This is a genomic window from Pseudomonas sp. NPDC089741, from assembly GCF_044748825.1.
Classification (GTDB): Bacteria; Pseudomonadota; Gammaproteobacteria; order Pseudomonadales; family Pseudomonadaceae; genus Aquipseudomonas; species Aquipseudomonas helmanticensis.
On sequence record NZ_JBIVGT010000005.1, the window covers coordinates 100511 to 122717 of the forward strand.

General features: G+C 58.1%; 15 protein-coding genes, 1 pseudogene and 1 riboswitch. Of the genes and pseudogenes, 7 read left to right on the forward strand and 9 right to left on the reverse strand.

Going from position 1 to position 22207, the window contains the following annotated elements; all coding sequences use genetic code 11:
* Positions 1-27 precede the first annotated feature (27 nt).
* Complete coding sequence (locus ACIPZE_RS07545; protein ID WP_400772206.1) at positions 28-1071, forward strand: LLM class flavin-dependent oxidoreductase; 1044 nt, start codon at positions 28-30, stop codon at positions 1069-1071.
* Positions 1072-1474: 403 nt separating this feature from the next.
* Positions 1475-1729 (forward strand): annotated as a pseudogene (locus ACIPZE_RS07550) (RNA 2'-phosphotransferase); the annotation flags it as partial.
* Between the two features lie 81 nt (positions 1730-1810).
* Here the strand turns inward: ACIPZE_RS07550 and ACIPZE_RS07555 are convergent.
* The 6 genes from ACIPZE_RS07555 to ACIPZE_RS07580 all read right to left on the reverse strand — a co-directional run bounded on the left by ACIPZE_RS07555 (position 1811) and on the right by ACIPZE_RS07580 (position 14145).
* Positions 1811-2239, reverse strand: coding sequence for a hypothetical protein (locus ACIPZE_RS07555; RefSeq protein ID WP_400772207.1), 429 nt, complete (start codon positions 2237-2239; stop codon positions 1811-1813).
* Positions 2236-2538, reverse strand: a complete 303-nt coding sequence (locus tag ACIPZE_RS07560; RefSeq protein ID WP_400772209.1) for a hypothetical protein — start codon at positions 2536-2538, stop codon at positions 2236-2238. The genes ACIPZE_RS07555 and ACIPZE_RS07560 overlap by 4 nt, the downstream gene beginning before the upstream one ends.
* A 287-nt stretch (positions 2539-2825) precedes the next feature.
* Positions 2826-3371 carry a hypothetical protein gene (locus ACIPZE_RS07565; protein ID WP_400772210.1) on the reverse strand — a complete coding sequence of 182 codons (546 nt, stop codon included), beginning with the start codon at positions 3369-3371 and terminating at the stop codon, positions 2826-2828.
* On the reverse strand, positions 3368-11842 hold the full coding sequence (locus ACIPZE_RS07570; protein WP_400772212.1) for a DUF637 domain-containing protein: 8475 nt from the start codon (positions 11840-11842) through the stop codon (positions 3368-3370). Before ACIPZE_RS07570 ends, ACIPZE_RS07565 begins: the two co-directional genes overlap by 4 nt.
* Before the next feature lie 25 nt (positions 11843-11867).
* Positions 11868-13574: a ShlB/FhaC/HecB family hemolysin secretion/activation protein gene (locus ACIPZE_RS07575; protein ID WP_400772214.1), complete on the reverse strand. Its 1707-nt coding sequence runs from the start codon at positions 13572-13574 to the stop codon at positions 11868-11870.
* Between the two features lie 121 nt (positions 13575-13695).
* Positions 13696-14145, reverse strand: coding sequence for a winged helix-turn-helix transcriptional regulator (locus tag ACIPZE_RS07580; protein WP_400772216.1), 450 nt, complete (start codon positions 14143-14145; stop codon positions 13696-13698).
* A gap of 178 nt (positions 14146-14323) precedes the next feature.
* Here ACIPZE_RS07580 and ACIPZE_RS07585 point away from each other — a divergent pair, with 178 nt between their 5' ends.
* Both ACIPZE_RS07585 and mntP read left to right on the forward strand, forming a co-directional pair.
* Positions 14324-15142, forward strand: a complete 819-nt coding sequence (locus ACIPZE_RS07585; RefSeq protein ID WP_400772217.1) for an alpha/beta fold hydrolase — start codon at positions 14324-14326, stop codon at positions 15140-15142.
* A gap of 100 nt (positions 15143-15242) precedes the next feature.
* Positions 15243-15416, forward strand: a riboswitch (yybP-ykoY riboswitch).
* Between the two features lie 6 nt (positions 15417-15422).
* Positions 15423-15986, forward strand: coding sequence for a manganese efflux pump MntP (gene mntP / locus ACIPZE_RS07590; RefSeq protein WP_129392794.1), 564 nt, complete (start codon positions 15423-15425; stop codon positions 15984-15986).
* A 1-nt stretch (position 15987) separates the two neighbouring features.
* Here mntP and ACIPZE_RS07595 read toward each other — a convergent pair whose 3' ends face one another.
* Together ACIPZE_RS07595 and ACIPZE_RS07600 are read right to left on the reverse strand one after the other, a co-directional pair.
* The gene (locus ACIPZE_RS07595; RefSeq protein ID WP_400772407.1) at positions 15988-16704 is read right to left on the reverse strand and encodes a DUF72 domain-containing protein; all 717 of its coding nucleotides are present in this window, start codon (positions 16702-16704) and stop codon (positions 15988-15990) included.
* 115 nt (positions 16705-16819) lie between these two features.
* Positions 16820-18607: a thiamine pyrophosphate-requiring protein gene (locus ACIPZE_RS07600; protein ID WP_400772220.1), complete on the reverse strand. Its 1788-nt coding sequence runs from the start codon at positions 18605-18607 to the stop codon at positions 16820-16822.
* Between the two features lie 215 nt (positions 18608-18822).
* On the opposite strand from ACIPZE_RS07600, the gene ACIPZE_RS07605 reads away from it, so the two are divergent.
* On the forward strand, positions 18823-19347 hold the full coding sequence (locus ACIPZE_RS07605; protein WP_400772221.1) for a cupin: 525 nt from the start codon (positions 18823-18825) through the stop codon (positions 19345-19347).
* On the opposite strand, the gene ACIPZE_RS07610 is transcribed toward ACIPZE_RS07605, so the two are convergent.
* The gene (locus tag ACIPZE_RS07610) at positions 19344-19619 is read right to left on the reverse strand and encodes a DUF2798 domain-containing protein (protein ID WP_400772222.1); all 276 of its coding nucleotides are present in this window, start codon (positions 19617-19619) and stop codon (positions 19344-19346) included. The genes ACIPZE_RS07605 and ACIPZE_RS07610 overlap by 4 nt on opposite strands.
* A gap of 125 nt (positions 19620-19744) precedes the next feature.
* Between ACIPZE_RS07610 and ACIPZE_RS07615 the strand changes: the two genes are divergently transcribed.
* Complete coding sequence (locus ACIPZE_RS07615) at positions 19745-20692, forward strand: LysR family transcriptional regulator (protein WP_400772223.1); 948 nt, start codon at positions 19745-19747, stop codon at positions 20690-20692.
* Between the two features lie 432 nt (positions 20693-21124).
* Complete coding sequence (locus tag ACIPZE_RS07620) at positions 21125-22180, forward strand: Rieske 2Fe-2S domain-containing protein (protein ID WP_129392779.1); 1056 nt, start codon at positions 21125-21127, stop codon at positions 22178-22180.
* The last annotated feature ends 27 nt before the right edge of the window (positions 22181-22207 follow it).

Here is a 22207-nt window from a genome sequence, read left to right on the forward strand (position 1 = left end):
CATCAACAAAAGATCCGAGGTAGCGTCATGAAATTTTCCCTGTTCGTACACATGGAACGCTGGGACGAAAGCGTCAGCCACCGCCAACTGTTCGAAGACCTGACCGAACTGACCCTGATGGCCGAGGCCGGCGGTTTCAGCACCGTGTGGATCGGCGAACACCACGCCATGGAATACACCATCTCGCCGAGCCCGATGCCGCTGCTGGCCTACCTCGCGGCGAAAACCACGACCATCCACCTCGGCGCCGGCACCATCATCGCGCCGTTCTGGCACCCGTTGCGGGTCGCCGGGGAATGCGCCCTGCTCGATGTGATCAGTAACGGTCGCATGGAAGTCGGCCTGGCCCGTGGCGCCTATCAAGTTGAGTTCGATCGCATGGCCGGCGGCATGCCCGCCTCATCCGGCGGCCAGGCCCTGCGCGAGATGGTTCCGGTGGTCCGCGCCCTGTGGCAAGGCGACTATGCCCACGACGGCGACATCTGGAAATTCCCCACTTCGACCAGCGTGCCGAAGCCGATTCAAAAACCGAATCCGCCAATGTGGATCGCCGCCCGCGACCCGGACTCACACAACTTCGCCGTGGCCAACGGCTGCAACGTCATGGTCACGCCATTGATGAAGGGCGACGAAGAAGTCCTCGACCTGAAGAACAAATTCCAGACTGCCCTGGACAACAACCCGGACGTACCTCGCCCGCAACTGATGGTGCTGCGTCACACCCACGTGCACACCGCCGACGACCCGGACGGCTGGAAAGTCGGCGCCAAAGCGATCTCGCGTTTCTATCGCACGTTCGATGCGTGGTTCGGAAACAAGGCAACGCCGGTCAACGGTTTCCTCGACCCAAGCCCGGAAGAGAAGTTTGCCGGGCGTCCGGAGTTTGAACTGGAGAGTTTGCACAAGACGGCCATGATCGGCACGCCGGAGGAAATCATCCCGCGCATCAAGTATTACCAGGAACTGGGCGTGGATGAGTTCAGTTTCTGGTGCGACAACAGCTTGCCGCATGCGGAGAAGAAGAAGTCGTTGGAATTGTTTATCAAGCATGTGGTGCCGGCGTTTCGGTGAGCGTCCGGATATAGTGTTCGACAAATGAAAAACGCCCCGGTTGATTGGGGCGTTTTTTTAGTCGGAGTCGCTCGAGTTCAACGTCATTCATGAGCGCGGGCGACACTCGGCCACTGTCGAAGAGTTGCTTGAATATCTCCACGAAAACCTCGAATTTTATCAATAGATATACAACTAGATAGTGGAGGTTGAGCACTAATTACCAACATCATCGAAAGCGCGGAAAAACAAGGACTTCCCATTAACAGATCACAAATTCTATCCATTGTAGAATTGAGTGAAAAAAAGATTCGCAGCCTCCGATGACGAAACAAAAATCCGCGCTTTACAAGGACATACCACAGCTGATGTAGATATAGCATATGCAGAAAAAATCCCGCCCGAATTCTGATATCATGGGACGGCGAAAGTCTTTCTCAGATCTATACTTAAGGACGGCTTGATCCCTGGCTCACGCCAATATGTCCATCTTACCCGAGACTTGCAGTCTGCTATCGCAGTTGGTGGGCGGCATGGCTCACCTATTGCACTTAAAATCAACGCCTTAGAAATGCACCGTAATGGCGTACATTTTTATCAAGCCGAGAACGGAGTTTGGCTCACAAAAACAGTACACACAACGTATTTATTAAATCTCACTTCCATGGATCATCCCTAACATTCGTGTCCCTTACCAAATTAGAAGATGAGTGTGATACTCAAACCTCACCCACTGAGTTAGTGCTAAAGGCTGATCGCTTCAGTTTACGCTTAGAGGAATTTCTTCAGACAAAATGTATCCCTCAGCCACCAGATGTAGACTCAAATTCTCGGACAGAAACTGGATACTGTAATGCTTATATCGTTCAGTTTCAAATCCAGCCTGCCTTCCCTCTAACAGCTCAGACTTTTTAAATTCAGTCAACACCCCTAGCGCTAGACCACTTGCATCATCAACAAACTCAAAAACACCCCTTTCTGGAAATGGGAGCTTTATAAGGCAGCTAACGTTCTTAAAGCACAACTCTCTCTTTACCGATAAAAATTCACCAGCATCACTTCCAATACCATCATATGTAATATCTACAATTACATCTAATCCATCGGAGTAGAAATTTACTTTTGATTCACCATAACCGGGTAGCCAGTCGTAAGGATTAAGCAATTGTTTCGGATCACCAATCTTCATTTTCTCACCGACTTCAATCCATTCGCACCAGTAGGTGGAAGACCATTATTTTTAAGTTGATCATTCGCAAGATCGTTGAAGGTTTTACGGGGATACGCCTCGACCCCTGTCTGATTTCGACCTACCCATTCGTTTCTTGGAATCCCTGCCTGTTCAAGAGACGTCGATGATCGAGTATTCAGAATAAGCCGGCTTCCATTTATATCCACGTAATCCAGCGGTAACTGGCTGGGTTTGATCACCCCGCTCTTCAATGCGCCGACAAGATCTTCAACTGTCTTGATCGGCGCACCGGCCATGGAAGAGTAAATCCGTTGCGCCGAAGAAAAACTTAACGTCGTGTCCGGGATTAGTTGACCACTACAATACCGGCTCTAAATCGAGGCAGAAGGGGAAGGACTTATTAAAGAAATCCTTCACTGCTCGCATTCTTTCTTGCGAAATGTCTTCTGGTCAGGATTACGCGCCTCGACAGCGTAATCGGCATGACCCTGAAATTAATTCGTAGATTTCCAAGGCCATTTCGTATCACTCGACACTATATGTTCGCTGCAAAAAACCTGTTGAATGGTTTATATAACTTTAATCAAATCACACAAATGGCAGTGATGAGTTGTCGAGGTTCTTCCTCCAGCGGTACTCCCCATCCTGAAATCTCTATAAAACCGAAGTGCTCATCAGTTACAAACCACGCCTCAGCTCTATCAAACTCCAACGACGTAAAGGGTGTTAACCCTGCAAGAATGCTTCCCAAGCCTATATTTGAGCTGAGCTCCCCCTTATAAACAAAAGCACTAGCAGCCTCACCTGGAAAGCTAAAATCATAAACCTTAATTGCACAAACCTTGTCGCACTCTATCTGTATGCTTAATGCAGGAACCCCAACCTTATTCAAGTTGATAACACTATCCTCATACAAATCGAATACATAACCGCTTTCACCTGCTCCACCGGCATACTTTGTCAATTTAAGAACAGGCCCTTCCTCAAATCGATACAGAGTTTTATTGTCGTCAACGGTATACGTTGCCAATCCCGATTCAAGCTCGGCCTCAGTCAGCCCCAAGGGTATTCCTGCAAGAGATACTCCCGGAAAAATAGTCGCAACCCAAGATATGAAAAAACTGTTCATTTAGGCACCCATTTATTGGTAGCGGGATTGAATAAAACTTCCTGCCCCTGCGGATTCATGAAAAGCGTATCTTTGTCGTAAATTGGCTCATTCGGCCCTTTAAACTGGGGTCGATATGTATCGGGATCAACCACCTTGACCGAAGTATTATCGCCATACGTGATTCTGTAATACTCACCTACATGCGTTGATTTCTTAGCACTATCAACTGTAGATGGACTGTATTGGATTTCCTTAATACCAGTTGCACTGCCGGTAATTTCATACACTTGCGCATTACCTGATGTTTTGCTCTTTGTCGAGAGAGTTGCAGTTGCACCATCCATTGTGAGTGACTGTTTCAGATCATCGATCGACCGCCCCCACACACTTGACGGATTACCAATCATATCCCGTGGAATGCCCGCCTGTCCTGCGAGATCTTCTCTCAGACCTACGCGAGAAATGGCAGACGTAGCAGGAGGAATATCTTCCGCGCTAGGCCCTCTTGTTGAAGAGGAATTCGGGGCGGAAGCTTCACTGCTATCAGCAATGCCGGTCTTAGTCGTACCTTTACTACTGCCCGGCTTACCAGCGCCCCCGACATTTGCCAGTACTTCTGCAGCGTCCCCCCAAAACGCGCCCGCCTCACCATCACGCTGAACGACAACCTCTCTCGTGATCGTATTTTGTGCAGCCTGGTTATTCTCGGTGATGACCCAGCCCACAGTTGCGGCCGCACCTATATCTCCGTTGAGGCGGAGTTGCTCTGCCAGTTCCCGGATTTTCGGCGCATCGGCTTGCAGTTGTGCCGAGAGCTGATTGCAGGCCGTTATATTTGTCTGGCAGAGGTTGCCAAGCTCTGCATTTCTTTGCTCATCGAGATCGGCGTAGCGTTCCCGTACTTCTGTCTTGCAGGCTTCGGATGCGCACTTTGCCTGCTCATCGAGCATTTCCACGATTTCGTGGTGCATCAGGTAGTTGTAGTTGGTGGCGTCTTTTGCAATCGTGGCGCCCTCTTGAAGGTTGCCGTTGCTCACAGCAGCCGCGGCTACACCCACCAACTGAGAAGACATCGACAACAGGTTGCTGTCGTTCTTCACCAACGTGGCCAACTGGGTAACCAAGGCTTCATTAGCGCCAGCGGCCAACGCGCCCGTTTTGAAATCACCACCCGCAGCTTCGTTCAGCAACCCGCCAACAACTGCGTGCAAGGCGATTTTTTCGAAACTGCCGTCCTTCCAACCCTGACTAGCAGCAAAATCGCCTACAGCGTTGAATGCCGCCGCATTCAGGGTGCTCAACAGCGCACCTGTCAATGCGTTACCGAAATCCGCGTGCTGACCTAGAGCTCCGCCCAAAACAGTCGACGTGGTGTTCTGCAACAGCTGGTTACCGGCGAAACGGCCAACACCTTCTAGACTGCTGAGGTCGGTCATGACCTTGCCGGTTATCGGGTTCGTGGTGGTCTTGAGAATGCTGTCGAAGTAGCCCGCAGTAAGGCCAGCGGTCACTCCGGAAATCACATAGCTGGCCAGTGCATCCGAGGAAGTTACATCCTCGAACACAGCCCCAAGGTTTCCACCGTTATTGATAAAGCTGGTGGCGGCATTCGTCGCTGCGCCCGTCGCTACCGCAGCGAGACCTGCGGCCCAAACGGTGCTCATGCTCGCGCTCAGGGCACTCAATGCTGCCGGCCCGACAAACGCCGCCATGACAATCGCGATGACTATCTGCGAAGCCGGACCCAGCCCCGAATTCTCATACTTGAACGACTCGTGAATCTCCTTCACGCGCCGCCAATCCACATCCCCCCGCGCCTCGGCGTCCTTCAACCACGCCAGTTGCGGATCGGCCTTGACCATCGTGTCGATTGTCTGGCTCACGGACTCCTGATTGACATCCTTGATATCGATCTTCAGCCCATCGACCGCTTTGATGATGATGTTGCCCTTGGCAATCATCTGCGTCTGGCGCAGGGTTTCGTCGGTGTTGCCGCGACCTTTCGCCGAGACCCACGCGGCGTTGTTGTTGGTTTTGGTATGGCTCTCATCATGCAGATCCTTCACCCCTTCGAAGGTGATGGAACCACCGCTGTCGAGGACGATGTCTTTGCCGCTGTCGAGCTTGGCCACCTGGTAGCGCTGGTCGCCCTTGCTGACCAGTGAGAGGTTGCCGCCGGTCTTGATTTCGCTGCCGACGTAGGTGGTGTCGGTGACTTCGTCGCGTTGCAGTTTCAGGTTGCCGAAACCACCCTTCTCCTTCATGTCATAAAGGGTGTAATCCTTGTTCTGCGCGGCCAGCAGGTTCAGGTCGTTGCCCGCGTAGACGTAAGCTTCGTTGCCCGCACTGATCTTGCTCGCGACCAGCGTGGTGTCGCGGCCGGAGTTGGTTTTTACGTCGCCGCCGGCGATGAATTCAGCGGCCTTCTGGACGGTGTGGTTATCTTCTTCGTGGACGCGTTTCTTGCCGTCCTTGCTGTGGGTTTCGACGTTGTTTTCGTCGCCGGCCGAGGACATGAAGATGTCGCGCTTGGCGTCGGCGGTGAGGTTGCCTTTGGCTTCGGCGGTGCTGGCGACGACGTTGATGTCGCGACCGGCATCAAGCTTCAGGTTGCCACCGGTTTTCACTGTCGAGGACAGATTGTCCACGGTGGTGGTAATGGTTGAGCGATGGCCGCCATCGAACGATTCGTGCAGTTCGTTTTCTTCGCGCGTCGCCAACAGGTTGATGTCGCGGGCCGCGCTCAGGCTGGCGTCGCCGCCGCTGCTGATGGATGACGCGTTGACCAGATCGTTGCCCGATTTGATGGTCAGGCTGTCACGCGCGCTGATGTTGCCGCCGTCATCGACGAGGGTGCGCATGCCGTTGCCGTCGCGCACGGCGATGGCGGTGCGATCGTTGACGATGTCGCCTTTGAGGCTGGTCAGTTCGACTTGGTTGCCACGAATTTCGCCGGCCAGTGCGTTGCGAATGCTGTCGGTAGCCATGAGTTTGATGCGCTCATTGGCTTCGACCAGGCCGCCCTGATAGAGGCTGCCCTTCACATCGACAGAGACGTCTTTGCTCGCACTCAGAGTGCCGACGTTGACCAGGTCATTACCGGCGATCAGCTCCAGGTCGCGGCCCTGAATCAGGCTGCCGCCGCGCACGTTGCGCGATTCGGCCTGGGCCAGATACAGCACCGGCACCAGCACTTTCTGGCCGTCGACGATGCGTTCTTCCATCCACACGATGTCGTGGGTCAGTGCGGCGACCTGTTCCGAGGTCAGGCTGACGCCGACCGACAGGTTCAGTTCGTTTTTGCTGGCGAGCGCGTTATCCATCAGATAACGGAATTGCTCGTAGTCATTCTCCAGGCCGCCGGCAAGGAAACGCTGACCGGTCTGGGCCATGACGGCGTCGCTGATCAGGCGCGATTCATAGCGGCCATCACCGAGGCGGCGCGCGGTTTCATCGGCGCTGAAATTGAGTTTGCCGAGCAGGTAGTCGGAACTCATGAACGGCGCGGTCTGAGTCAGCTCCGGGTTGGTCTCGATCAGGTAGCGGCTCTGCGGGTTGCTGCTCTGCACGAACATGCCGTACGGGCCTTTCGGCAGACGGAACGTCGAGGACGCCGTTGGATCGACCGCCGCAAACGGCACGCCTTTGAAGTCCACGGGTACGAAGCTGATCTGCTTCACGCCATCGGCATCGATGTGTTCGATACGGGTAACGGATTTCGGCGCCTGCGCGCTGGCGTCGGTGCTGTGCTTACCGAGGTTGATGTTGATGCCACCGACCGCATCGGTCTGGTCACTGGACAAGGCGCCGGTCAGTTGACCATGGGTGTTGTCGTACAGCGTGCCGTTCTGGATGCTGTTGGCGACGTCGAGTTTGACCTTGCCGCCGGCCTGCATCACGGCCGAGTAGACGGTGTTGCCGTTTTCATTCCAGGTAGTGACATCGCTGGTCGGCAAGAATCGGGAGTCGCTGGAGCGACTGGCCAGTTCGTCGAACCGCGCCTGATCGAAATTACCCGCCGCCGTCGCCGCGTTGAACGCCGGGATATCGATGAATTCCATCTGATCCCACAGGCTGTTGGCGATGTGCTCCGGTGTACCGATTTTCAGCACACGTTGGCCCGAGCGCGAAGCGGCGCCCTGGTTCAACAGGCTGTCGGCAGTGACTGTCAGATCACCGTTGGCGGCCAGCAGGCTGTAGCGGTTTTCCACCCGATTGGCGTGGATATTGAGGTTCTTCCCGGCAACGAAGCGTGCCGCCCGCGAATCCTTGAGAACCTGATCGTTGAAGTCGGTAATGATGGTGATGTAGCCGCGTTTCCAACCATCGCCGCCCCCGCAATGCTGAGCGCACACCCAGCTGAGGCTCCCGGACGACTGCCCCGAGGTCAGCTCGAATTCGGCCTTGGCGTTTTCCACCGAGACCGCATTGATGTCGATGTCGCCCTCGCCTTCAACGGTGCCCGACAGGTTACTGAACACCGCAGCGCGACCACCACCGACGGCGTCGAAGCTCAGGTTGCCGCGACTGTAGATGTCGCCATAGAAGTTGTTCAGGCTGTTGCCGTGCAGCTTCATCGTGCCGCCGCTGAACAGCAGCGTATCGGCGTCGTTGTAGATGCCATTGGCGGCGGTGAATTCGAGGTTGCCTTGGGCACCGAGGGTGCCGTTATTGTTGATCCGCGCCGCCGTCACCGTGAGGTTCTGGTTGGCGATCAGACGGCCGAGGTTGTCCAGTGTGCCGCGCAGGGTCATGACGGTATCGCCGCCGCTGACCAGTCGACCGTCCTGCTGAATCACGTCGTTGGCGTTGATCGTGAGTTTCTGCTGCGCCGAAACTTTGCCGCTGTTGAGCAGATTGCCGCCAAGGTTCAGGGTCAGGTCACCGTCGCTCGCCAATTGCCCGGCGTTGTTCAGGTTGGCGACATTGAGGTTCAGCGTCGAAGCACTGGCGATGCGGTCGCCGGCGTTGAGGCTCAGATCCTGCGCGCTGGTGTAGGTCAGGCCGCCGTTGAGTTGCCAGGTGCCGACGCCGTTGACCGAGCCGACATCCCACACGCCTTTGCCCAGACCCGTGAGGCTGCCTTGCGTGCCGGTCAGATTAGTCAGGTCCAGATCGAACACGCCCTGCGCCGCATGGCGCACGTTGCCGCTGAGGTTATTCAGTTGCGCGCCGGACAGCACCAAATCCTGGCTGCCGATTTCGATTGCACCGCTTTGGTTGTTGAGGTTGCCGGTCAGTTTGATTTGACTGGAGGCGCCCCCCAGTGCGCGGACTTGGCCGCCAGCGCTGTTATCCAGGCCGCTGGCAACCAGCTTGAGGCTGGTGGCCGATTCGATCAGGCCGCCCTGATTGAGAATCTGCCCGACCGCTTCGAGGCCCAGTTGATTGCCACTGATCTCGCCGCCGGTGTTGTCCAGGCGGGTACCGGTGAAGATCAGCTGATCCTTGCCGAACAGTTTGCCGGCGCGGTTGGTCAGGCGCGTCACGGTCAGTGTCAGGTCATCGATCAGACTGGAGATCAAACCGGCCTTACCGTTGACTGCACTGTTATCGAGGTCGGCGCTGGTGATCTCCAGCGAGTCGGCTTGCAGCGTTCCCCCTTGGTTTTGCAGGCTGCCAGTACCGAGGGCCAGTTCGGCATGACTGCCGTTGGCGAGAATCACGCCTTGCTGATTGAGCAGGGTTTTACCGGTGATTTTAAGGCCGTCGCTGCCAGCGACAATCTGCCCGGCATCGTTGTTGTTGATCGCGGCGCTGGTGATGTCCAGACGCTTGCCGCGCAGGGTGCCGCCACGGTTGTCCAGCGAAGTGAGCTGATTGAGCAGCAGACGCTGATCGGCGGCATCGACCACACCGGTCACGTTGCTGAAGACTCCGGCAATGTTGAGGACAACATCACCACCGTTGCCGACGATACCGCCCTTGTCGTTGTTGCTCAGTTGCGTAGCGTTGATGTCGATGGTTTTGCCGAGCAGGACACCGGCGCTGTTATCGACCGCATCGCTGTCGATCTGCAACTGCCCTTCGCTCTGAATCCGGCCCTTGTGGTTAAGCAGTTGCGATTGCCCCGGCGCGGTTTGCTTGAGGATCAATCGCGCACCATCGGCACCCGCCGCCAACAAGCCGCTATCAGTGTTATCGAGGCTCGCGGCGTGCAGGTCCAGACCGTCGGCGATCATGCGCCCGCCACGGTTGTCGATGTGGCCGTCCTTAGCCACCATCAACAATTGTTTTGCGGCAACGACACCGCCACGGTTGTCGAGCGATCCGGCCTGAATGTCGACGTCAGCCTGACTGGATTGCAGGCGACCCAAAGCGTTGTTCAGATGCTGCTCAACCACCAGCGTGAGCTTGCCGGTTGCGGCGCTGACGGTGCCGTCGTTGTTGCCCGAGAGATTGCGCAGGTTGGCATCGACCACGCCGCCGAGCAGTTTGCCGCCAGTGTTTTGGACATCGCGCGCGGTCAGGTTCAGACGATCATTGCCTTGAATCAGGCCTTGGCTGTTGTCGAGGTCTGCGCTGGTGACCGCGCTGTCATCGGACGAAATCGTGCCTTGCGTGTTGTCGAGTGTGTCGCGGCTGCTGACTTCAAGGGTTTTGCCGATCAGGTTGGCGTTTCGGTTATTGATGCCTTGCGCCGCCACCGTCAGGCGATCCGTGGCCTGCACTTTGCCGTCGTGGTTATCCAGATCCTGGGTAAGCGTCAGTTCGGCAGTGCCGTTTTCAGCACTGACAACACCTTTGCCGCTGTTATCGAGGCGCGTCGCCGTGACCTTGATTTTGTCCGCGGCCAGCGTGCCGCCCTGATTGAGTAACTCTCCACCAGACACTGCCAGCGTGGTTTTCGCCTGGATCTTGCCTTTGCCATTGTCCAGACGTTCACGGGCAACGACCTTGGCATCACTCTGGCTGGCACCGATCAGGCCGCCACTGTTATTGAGTTGCCGGGCGTCGATGTCGAGTCGTCCGGCAATGATTTTGCCGTCGGCGTTTTGCAGCTCACGTGCGCTGAGCTGGAGGCTGCCGCCAGCGATTTCGATCCGGCCTTGACGGTTGTCCAGGTTGTCGACCGAAAGTGTCGCAGCCTGACCATCGGCAAAGCGGATCAGCCCGTTGAGATTGACTATGGCCGGAGCGCTGATTGCCAGGCGCGTTTCACCATAAATGCGGGCGTTGAGCCCCTGGTTGACCAGGCGAGCCGCGCTCAGATTAAGGTTTTGTGCTTGAACGATGCCGTTCTGGTTATCGAACCCGGCGACCACCGCCGCGCTCAGCGTACGGCTGGCTAAAATGCTGCCAGTGTTGCTCACCGCAGCACTGTTGATGGCCAAATCACCGCTGGCATTGCGACTGTTGTCAGCGTTTACCCCGGCCTCGATCACGCCGTTGTTGGTCAGCTTGCCAGCGCTGCTCAGGCTGACGCTGTCACGGGCGGCCAGGCTCTGGCGGTTGATCAGCTCTTCGGCGGTCTGCACGGCCAGTTGCGTGCCGGCGTACACCGGCCCTTGGGCATCGAGACTTTGCGCTTTGACGGTGACGGCATTGCTGGCGGTGGCTTTGGCCATGCGCAACTGACCGTTGACGTCGATCTGGATATCGCCAGCGCTGGCCGCCAGGTCGCCCGCCAGCTTCACACCGACGCCCTGCTCCGTGCCCACCAGTTTGATCGCGCCGGCATACATGCCGCCCAGCGCCGAGGAGTCGATGGCCAGTTGCGGTTTGGCGCTGCCATCATCGGCACGCGCGGTGGCGTTGAGCGTGTCGGCGTTGACGTCGTTGCGACCGGTGGTGATGTTGAGGTTCTTGGCGTGGATCTGCGCGTTGATCTGCGCACTGCGGGTGATGATTTCAAAGCTGTCGACGCTGCTCGCATCGAGGCCGACGCCGTCGATGGAGATGCTGCCCTGATCGACCTGAAAGTGATCCAGACGACCATTGTCGAGCACCGGTTTACCGGTGGTCAGCGTGACGCGCGGCGTGTTGATGAAACCGCAGCCGTTGCAACTGATGCCGTAAGGGTTGGCGACGATGACACGCGCCGACTGCCCCGCGACTTCGGTGTAACCGCGCAACTGACTTGGGCTGCCGCCGTTGACTTCATTGAGGATGGTTTGCGCCGCTGCACCACGCAGATTCTGGTTGCCGAGGATGATCCCGCCCAGCTGCGTCAGCTGCGTGCGTGCGGTGGCGTTATTGAGGATGACGCCCTGCGCGTCGACGTTGTAATCGTGAAACTGGTTATGCGACAGCCCGCTGCCATTGGGCGCGGCGATGTTGACGATCGGCACGCCATTGCCCGCGCGATCCAGACCGGTGCCCGGTGCATTGACCACGATGCCATCGGCCTGCGCCCACATCGGTTGCCAGAACATGACGTTGGCCAGCAGGAACGCGAGGCCGCGTTTCGGCATGCCCCAAAATTGTTCGCGCGGTTTTACGGCCGCAGAAGGTTGGCCGGCCAGGAAGGTCAGGTGGCGAATGTCCATATCAGAATCTCGGGGCAGGCAAAAATTAAATGAAGAAATCCAGGCGGAAATAGATCGGCGCTTCGCGCTCGGTGAGCGCGTCCGGTCGTTCCAGCGAATGGGCAAACGTCACGCTGGCGGCGACGTGCTGACCCCGGGCGAACAACTCCACGGAATTACTCGACATGCGCCCATGCTGGTCACCGTTGTAGCGATCACCGCGAATCACGCCCTGGTCGTAGCCGAGGCTGGTGCCGTACTCCGCGAATACCGGGCGCAGCCACTGCGCTGTGACCGGGCGGCTCCAGCGCAAATCGTTGCGCCAGTAACCACCGCTGTCACCGGACAACGACTGATCCTTGTAGCCCCGAATCGACGAAGAACCACCGAGGCTGCTGCGCTGCGGGCTGAACAGCACGTCTTCACTGCGCTGACCGGTCATCAGGCTGCTGAAGCTGAAGGACTCGCCCCATACCTTGAACGGTTGCAAGTAGCTCAGGGTTGCGGTGTATTTGCGGTAGCGCGCGTCCGGTTCGCCTGGGCCCGGATCGTGACTGCCCTGCGCGTCGAACGCGCCGATACCTTGCTGCATGCCGAGATCAACGTTGACGAAAGCACTGCCGATTCGACGGCCATGGTTGAGACCAAACTGCGCTTCGCTGATGCGGTTGCTGCTCAGTTTCAGCTTGCTGTCTTCAATGAAGTTGTTGGTGCGCAGGTACGACAGACCGGTACTGAGCGAGGTCTTGCTGACGGCGTCGCGGTGGATCACCCGCTCGGCACGCAACTGATGGTTTTCGCTGTCGCCGGTCTGCTTGAAATTGAAGCCGTTGGCGGCAATCAGCGAGCGGTATTCGCTCTGGCTGTAGGTGTAGCTGAAGTTCCACCAGCCCCACGGCAGACTGTAATTGAGCATGGCGTTGTTGGAGGTGTGCTGATGATCAGTCATCGCATCGTGACCGCCACGCAGATTCAACTGATCGGCGAGGCCGAGCGGGCTGTCCCAATCGAACGAGGTGCCCCACTGCTGCTCACCGGTGCTGCGCTGGCCGTCGTTGTTGCGCGACAAACCAGCACGCCAGGGTTTTTCCGGCGTGTTGGTGACCAGCACCTCGCTGCCGCCAACGTTTTTGCCGGGCGACAATTCCATCTTGGTCTGATTCGACGGCAGTCGATTGAGCTGATCGACCATCTGCTCGATCTCGCGCAGGTTGATCAGGTCACCTGCCTTGCCGGGGAAAGCCATGGCCAATTCGCGATCGGAAAGCTTGCTGTTGTCGGCGCCCTTTATGCCTTCGAGTTTGCCTTCGACCACCAGCACTTTCAGGTGCCCGGCGGACAGATCCTGTTGCGGCAGATACGCGCGACTGGTGACCAGGCCTTTTTCGATGTAGTGATCGGTGATGGCTTTCAGCAGTTGGTTGAGCTGCGGCACCCCCACGCATGTACCGATGTAGGCTTGAAGCAGATGCGTTTTCTCGCGCTCGGAAAGGCTGTCGGCGCCTTTGAGCTCGATGTCTTTGATCAGGAAACAGCGAGTATCGGTGGGCGCTGCCGGTTGTACGGGCCGGGCGTCCTTGCCAGGCAATTCCTTGAGTTCATCGAGACGCCGCTGCTGCTCTTCGAGCAGGCGATTCTGGCGTTCGCGGATCAGATCGGTGTCACCGGGGGTGGGTGCAGCAACTACGGTTTGGAGCGGAGAAAGGCACAGCAAAGCCAAGCACAACCTCGCCACGAGGGCGGGTGAGGACATGTTCGATCCCTCGAGACGGAAAGTGATATCAAATTAGTGGCGCGATATTAGATGGCCATCATTTTGACGTCAAACTTATGTTTCGACCGTCTATCGGGATTTACCCAGCGCGCAAAGCACCTCAGTGCGCCACACCAAGGCGCGTTGCGACCTCATCTCCCCGCAACTTTCGCCCATCCTCGGCCAGCAGTTCCAGCTTGCGAATCGGCTGGCGATTCTGCGCATCGACCATCACCGAGCCCGACTCACCCGGCGCGTACATGAATTCCCCGCCCCACTGCGACAACGCAACGATTACCGTCTGCAAGGCCTTGCCGCGCTCAGTCAGCGCGTATTCCTTGTAGGCGCCGCCATCAGCGGCCGGCACCGTTTGCAGAATCCCTTGCTCGACCAGCGCCTTGAGCCGAGCGCTGAGGATGTTTTTCGCGATGTCGAGGCTCTTCTGAAAATCGCTGAAGCGGCGAATGCCTTCCAGTGCATCGCGAATGATCAACAGCGACCACCAGTCACCGATCAGATCGAGTGTCCGGGCGACCGGGCAGGCGTTGCCTTGCAGGCTTTTGCGCTTCACGTAAACGTACTCCATCAGCTCGTTGGGCGGCCTTGCGGCTCAGGGTTGCATCATACAACCCTGAGCGCTGTAACCCAGCACCTGCGTACAAGTGGCAAACGGACTTTGCGCGGATAGTGATCGTGGCCAATTCGGCAGCGACACGTCCCTATATCACCCCCCGACGCAAGGAGTTTGCATGAGCACATTCACCACCCAAGACGGCACCGAGATCTATTTCAAGGATTGGGGCAGCGGCAAGCCTGTGCTGTTCAGCCACGGCTGGCCGCTGGATGCCGACATGTGGGAATACCAGATGGAATACCTGAGCAGTCGCGGCTACCGTACCATCGCGTTCGACCGCCGTGGTTTCGGTCGCTCCGATCAACCGTGGACCGGCTACGACTACGACACGTTTGCCGACGACATCGCACAACTGATCAACCATCTGGATCTGCGCGACGTCACTCTGGTCGGGTTTTCCATGGGTGGCGGCGACGTCAGCCGCTACATCGCCCGCCACGGCAGCGAACGTGTCGCCGGGCTGGTATTGCTGGGTTCGGTCACGCCATTGTTCGGCAAGAAAGCCGACTTCCCGCAAGGCGTCGACACGTCGGTGTTCGACGGCATCAAGGCCGGCCTGCTGCAGGATCGTGCGCAGTTCATCGCGGATTTCGCCGCACCTTTCTATGGCACCAATCAGGGCCAGAAAGTCTCCGACGGCGTTCTTACGCAAACCCTGAACGTCGCGTTGCTGGCTTCGCTCAAAGGCACCGTCGACTGCGTGACGGCATTCTCGGAAACCGACTTCCGCGCCGACATGGCCAAGATCGATGTGCCGACGCTGGTGATCCATGGCGACGGCGATCAGATCGTGCCGTTCGAAACCACCGGCAAACTGGCCGCTGCTTCGATCAAGGACGCCGAGCTGAAGGTCTACGCCGGCGCGCCGCACGGGTTTGCCGTGACGCATGCACAGGCATTGAATGAAGACCTGCTGGCGTTTCTGCAGCGTTAAGACTCAGCAAAAATTTGGACAATGGCAGCGAGCCTGACTTGTTACGACAAATTTCCGATTCGCTGCCTTGACGAATTTTTCATGTTTACCTGATAACATCCGCCCCCTCGTTGGGGAGTAGCCTGTTTCCGAGTCCCTCGGAAGCGTTCGTATCAACATTCTCGGCAACCTGCCGTGGTACGAACACCTTTTTGGTTGGTGAGACCGACGACACATCCATGCCTAAAGTCGGGCGTGTGGTTGTGTCGTTGACTCATAGCCCGACTGGAAGTGTGCCCCCGTGAATCCCGTTTCCCTGATATTCCTCGCTCTGGCCATGTCCACGGATGCGTTCGCCGCCGCCATCGGCAAAGGCTCCAGCCTGCACAAACCGCGTCTCACCGAAGCACTGCGCACCGGCCTGATCTTCGGCGTGATCGAAGCCATCACCCCCATCATCGGCTGGCTGATCGGCCAGGCTGCGACCCGCTGGGTTGCCGAATGGGATCACTGGATCGCCTTCACCCTGCTGGTGATTCTCGGCCTGCACATGATCTACAACGGCCTGAAACACGAAGACGAAGAAGAACAAAAACCTGGCCAGCACTCCTTCATGATCCTCGCGGTCACCGCTTTTGCGACCAGCATTGATGCGCTCGCCGTGGGCGTTGGCCTGGCGTTTGTCGACGTGAATATCTGGGTGGCTGCGGCCGCGATCGGTCTGGCGACGATGACCATGGTCACGATTGGCGTGATGCTGGGTCGCGTGCTGGGCGCGGTGGTTGGCAAGCGTGCGGAAATCGTCGGTGGCGTGGTGCTGATGATCGTCGGTGCAACGATTCTGTATGAGCACCTTTCAGCCTGATTCAAGGGGATGTCAGTGTCGCCAGCGTCAACGCGTTGCCTGTCGCGGCGCCACTGGCGGTGTTGTCGAAGATGCACCAGGTCGCGGCGCCCTCGGCCGCCGCGACCTGCAGTGCTTGTTCGAGTCTTTGCACAAAGGCTGAATCGTAGGCGCTGTGGTAAATGCGCGGTGAGCCGTGCAAGCGCCAATATTTGACGCCGGCCCAACCTCTTGGCGCGGTGTCACTGCTGATGCGCGAGGGGTCGACCGCTGCCTGGGCAATCCGGAAATCGAGCAACATTGGTTCCGCCTCGCACCACGACTCGTGTCGGGGTTCCAGCACTACCGCGCCGCCAAAACGCTCCCGTAGCGCGGTAAAGAATGCCTCGGCAACCGCCGCATCAAACGCCAGCGACGGTGGTAATTGCAGCAACAAACAACCCAATCGATCGCCCAATCCGGCGCATTGTTCGAGGAACTCATCGAGTGCTGCTGCGCAACCTGCCAGGCGCAGTTCATGGCTGATGAGCTTGGGTATCTTCACTGCAAAGGCAAACCCGTCCGGCACGGAATCCGCCCAACGCTCGTAGGTCTGACGACGATGCGCACGGTAGAACGAACTGTTGATTTCGACGCTATTGAGGCGTGCGGCATAGCGCTGCAAGTGCGTACCCTCAGCGGGAAATTCCGGCCAATGCTCGCGCCCCAGACTCCATCCCGCACAACCCACAAAAATCATCACACCTCCACTCCCCCTGTAGGAGCTGCCGAAGGCTGCGATCTTTTGATCTTGATCTTAAAAACAAAGATCAAAAGATCGCAGCCTTCGGCAGTTCCTACAGGGATTTAGCCGGTTATTTTTTTCCGGGCAGGACCGAGCTGAGCACTTGCTTGGCGGTTTGCAGGATCACGCCCGCCTCGTCCGGGTCGCCCTTGAGCAAGGTCGTGGCGAACTTCTTCGCCTGCTCAAGCTTGATATGCGGCGGTAGCGGCGGCACGTTCGGGTCAGTCTTGAACTCGATCAGCACCGGTACATCCGACGCCAGCGCCTGCTCCCATGCGGCGGCAACGTCCTCTTCACGATCGACGAAGATGCCTTTCAGACCAATCGAAATCGCAAACAGGTGATACGGCACATCGGGAATGCTCTGCGACGCTTCGAACTTCGGATCGCCCTCCATCACCCGCTGTTCCCATGTCACCTGATTGAGATCCTCGTTGTTGAACACCGCGCAGATCCACTTCGGACTCGCCCACTGGCGCCAGTATTTAGCGACCGTGATCAGCTCGGCCATGTTGTTCATCTGCATCGCGCCGTCCCCCACCAGGGCAATCACCGCGCGCTCGGGATGAGCAAACTTGGCGGCAATCGCATAGGGCACCGCAGCGCCCATCGACGCCAGGCCACCGGACAACGAACATTGCATGCCCCGCCGGATCTTCAGGTCCCGGGCATACCAGTTGGCGCAGGAGCCGGAGTCGCTGGTGATGATCGCTTGATCGGGCAGGCGCGGAGACAGTTCGTACACCACCCGCTGCGGGTTGATCGGACTGGCTTTGGCCATCGCGCGTTTTTCCAGGGTTTTCTCCCAACTGCCGCGCCAGCCCTCGATTTTCTTGCGCCATTTGCTTGAGGTCTTTTGTTCAAGCAATGGCAGCAACGCGGCGAGGGTTTCGGCGGCATCGCCGACCAGATTGACTTCCATCGGATAGCGCAAGCTGAGCATGTCCGGCTGCAAATCGATTTGCACGCCGCGTGCCTGACCTTCCTTGGGCAGAAATTCCGAGTATGGGAATCCGGAGCCAATCATCAACAAGGTGTCGCACTCGCTCATCAGCTTGTAGCTGGGCTCGGTGCCAAGCAGGCCGATGCTGCCGGTAACCCACGGCAGATCGTCCGGTAACGCAGCTTTGCCGAGCAGCGCCTTGGCCACCCCGGCGCCGAGTTTTTCCGCCACCGCAATCACTTCATCGGTGGCCTGCAACGCACCGGCACCGACCAGAATCGCGACCTTCTCGCCGGCATTCAAAACCTCCGCTGCACGCTGCAGATCGACGTCGTAAGGCAGCACTTTCGGCTTGGTATAGCCGACCCCGGAATGCGCGGTGCCGTGCGCTCGGGCCGGCGCTTCATAGGGCAGATCCTGCAAGTCATTGGGCAGGATGATTGCCGTGACGCGGCGCTCGCCAATGGCCGTGCGCACTGCACGGTCAAGCAGATGCCGGACTTGCGCAGGCGCCGACGCCTGCTGCACGAATGCGCCGGCGACATCCTTGAACATCGACAGCAGATCGAGTTCTTGCTGATAGTGACTGCCGAGCGCGGTACGCGCCTGCTGGCCGACAATTGCCAGCACCGGCATGTGATCCATCCGCGCATCGTAGAGCCCGGTGATCAGGTGCGACGCACCGGGGCCGGAGGTGGCGATGCACACGCCCAGCTCACCGGTAAACTTGGCGTGCGCCGAGGCCATGAACGCCGCCATTTCTTCATGCCGCGCCTGAACGAATTCGATTTTTCCGTGTGCCCGGCTGAGCGCGCCGAAGACGCCATTGATGCCGTCGCCCGGATAACCAAAAATCCGCGTGACGCCCCATTGGCTGAGCCGCTCAACCAGAAAATCTCCCACTGTCGTCGTCATTTCGATCCTCGCCTGTCACCGCTGCATGAAGCCTTCCCGAGGTGATATCCGTCGGGAGGGTAAGGGTCTGGACAGTCGGGGCGGCGACGAAGTTTCGATTGATTTGCGCCGGTTCAGGTCGCGACCGATACAAGCGGCGGCGCCTTTTATCGGTTGCCTGACGAGTTTTTCTGAGGCTCGTTGTCGATTGCTCAACGACTGATGGAGGAATGGCGATGACGGATTCAACGGCGGCTCGCGTACAAACCTTACTGTTCGAGCGCAACGATTGGGTACCGAACAACCCGCGCTTGCCGGTGCTGGTTTATCCGCAAGCGATTGCCATTGAGGGTAGCGATCCGGCTGCGTTGTTCGAACAGATTTTCAGCGCCAACGGCTGGCCGCCGCAATGGCGCTATGGGGTGTATGACTTTCATCACTATCACACCGAGGGTCATGAAGTGCTGGGAGTTGCCGCTGGCCATGCACGGTTGATGCTTGGCGGGCCTGACGGACATGTGCTGCAAGTGAGTGCCGGCGATGCCCTGCTGCTGCCCGCCGGCACTGGCCATTGCAATCTGCAATCCAGCGCTGACTTTCTGGTGGTGGGTGCGTATCCGCCGGGGCAACACGCCGATATCTGCCGCGCGGCGCCGAGCCACGAACAGCAGCAGAGTATCGATCATCTGGCGTTTCCCGAGCAGGATCCTCTGCAAGGATCGCGAGGTGCGCTTTCACAGTATTGGCTCAAACAGCCCTAACGATGCGGATGCACGGTCATTGCTACCAGTTTGATCACGATGGGCCGCACGACGAGGATGCACAGGAACGCCACCGGCATCGCCAGTTTGTAGGCGTGCAACGCATTATTCAGGTAGTCGTTATCAATCCCGGAGTTGGCGGCGGTGATCACCAGCGACATCAGGAACGCCATGATTGTCGCCATGTACAACGCAAACACGTAAGGCGTGGCGCGCGGCGAAAGCTTGCGGCGCCGCAGATAGACGGCTTCGGACTGAGTGCTTTGATTCATAGGGCGGTTCCATCCAATGACAGGGAGCAGGCACCTTAGCAAAGGCTTTTTCTTGCAACTAGACGGCCAATCGCAGGTACTTTATAAAGCACAACTTACGAATCAACCCTCTCAGCGGGCCATGGATGAATCTGTTAGCGGCGATTGCCAGTTTTATCAAAGTGGTCGAATCGGGCTCGATTGTCGCTGCCGCCAAGGCATTGGGGGTTAGCGCGGCAGCGGTGAGCCAGACTCTCAATCGACTCGAAACACACCTCGGCGTGCGCTTGCTGCAACGCACCACGCGCAGCATGGCGCTGACCGAAAACGGCGCGGTGTATTACGACAGGGTCAAGCGCATTGCAGCGGATCTGGAGTCGGCACAAAACCTGATCAGCAGTCATGAAACCGAACTGCAGGGTCGTCTGAGCATCGCCTCGACCTCAGCGTTCGGCCGGCATGTGCTGGCGCCGTTGATCGCTGGTTTCGCCGCATTGCATCCGCGCCTGATCGTTGAACTGTCGACCACCAACGGCAAGATCAGCCACATCCAGGACGGCATCGACCTGAGCCTGCGGATCAAGCCGCAACTGGAGGACGGCATCGTCGCGCGCAAGATCGTTTCGCTGCCGTTCATCATGTGCGCCTCGCCTGCCTATCTGCAGCGCGCCGGTTGGCCGCAATCACCGGACGATCTGCGAAACCACGCATGCCTGGCGTTTCGTTACCCGCTGGATGGGCGTTTTCTGCGCTGGAGCTTTAGCCGCGACGGGCAACGTTACGATGCCGACATCAATGCAACGGCGATCAGCGATGACATCGACGCGCTGGCGCAAATGGCAGCCAACGGTGCAGGCATCACACGGCTGGCGGAGTTCGTGGCGGCGCCCTTTATCGAGACTGGCCGACTGGTGCCGCTGTTTGACCAGCAGCACAGCGAAGTGGTTGAACCGATGGAGATTTACGCCTGCGTACAGGAACGCGCGGCGATGACGCCGAAGGTCAGGGCCTTTGTCGATTATCTGACTGAGCATCTGCAGACGCGTTGGCCGATGAACGCTGAATTGGCCAGGGCCAGCGCAGATTGTCGGTGACCCCAGCGGCCCTATCGCGAGCAGGCTCGCTCCTCCATTGTCCGACGGCGCCTGCCGATTCTTTGGCAACCCAAAACCCTGTGGGAGCTGGCTTGCCAGCGATGAGGCCGGCACATCCAAAATGCCTGTCGCCTGCTTGACCGCCATCGCTGGCAAGCCAGCTCCCACAATGTCCGGTGGCGCCTGCCAATCCTCCGGCCACCCAAATCTCTGTGGGAGCGAGCTTGCTCGCGAAGGGGCCAGTTGGCCCACCGCAACATTCGCTATAACCAATTTCACATAAGCAACATGTTCTCCCCGACATGGGCGCGGCCGGCTTGATTACCTAGCATGGCGCTCGCACTCATTGTCCGCCTGGCTGGCCAAGCAGCCTGGCGGATCCCCGAGGATGCGCCGCCCTGCCGCGCCATCCGCCGCCTAGGAGAATCGAACATGTCCGCCGCCGTCATAGCCTGCAAGGACGTCACCTGGAACCCGATCACCAAGTCCAGCACCTTCACCGAACACGATCGCGAGATCCTCAAACAGCACTGGCACCCCGTCGCCTTCTCGGCGGATGTCGGTGACAAACCGTTTGCCGTCACCCTGCTGGATGAACCCGTCGTGCTCTACCGCGCCGGCGGCAAACTCAATGCCGCGCGCGACATCTGCAGCCATCGCGGCGCGCCGCTGAGCAAAGGCTGGGTGCAAGGCGAAAATATCATTTGCCCTTACCATGGCCTGCATTTCGGCACCGATGGCCGCTGCACGCGGATTCCGTCCGAGCCCAATGCCAACCTCACCGAACGTCATCGCATTCAGATGTACAGCGCTCGCGAAGACTACGGTTTGATCTGGGTTCTGATGTCCGGCACCAGTGCCCCGTTCGCGCAAATGCCATCGTGGAGCGCCGCTGATTCGCAATGCATTCTGCCACCATCGCTGGACATCGCCGCCTCCGCCGGGCGTCAGGTCGAAGGCTTTATCGACGTCGCGCATTTCGCCTGGATTCACCACGAAGCCTTTGCTGAGCGCGACAATCCCGTGGTGCCGACCTACAAGGCCGAAGTCACGCCCTACGGAATGCACGCCGAATACGTCAGCAATGTCAGCAACTTCCCGAAAAGCATGCAGCATCGCGCCCCGGAAGATTTTCTGTGGCAGCGCACCTTCGACGTTTTCGCGCCGTTCACCGCACGCCTGACAGTTAATTTCCCTGATCCTGAACACCGTTTGGTGATCCTCAACGCCGCCAGCCCGATCTCGGCCCGCAAGACGCGAATGTTCTGCGCGATCACGCGCAACTTTGACAAGGAAATGCCGTTGGAGGACGTCTACGCCTTCAATCAGCAGGTCTTTGAAGAAGATCGCGACATCGTCGAATTGTGCCGCCCGGAAGACCTGCCACTGGATCTTTCGCTGGAAATCCACATCCCCGCCGATCGCTCCTCGACGGCCTACCGCCGCGCCCTCAGTGCGCTCGGTCTGGGTCGCGCTTTTACCAGTTGATTCCTGCACCGCATATCGAGAGGAGCA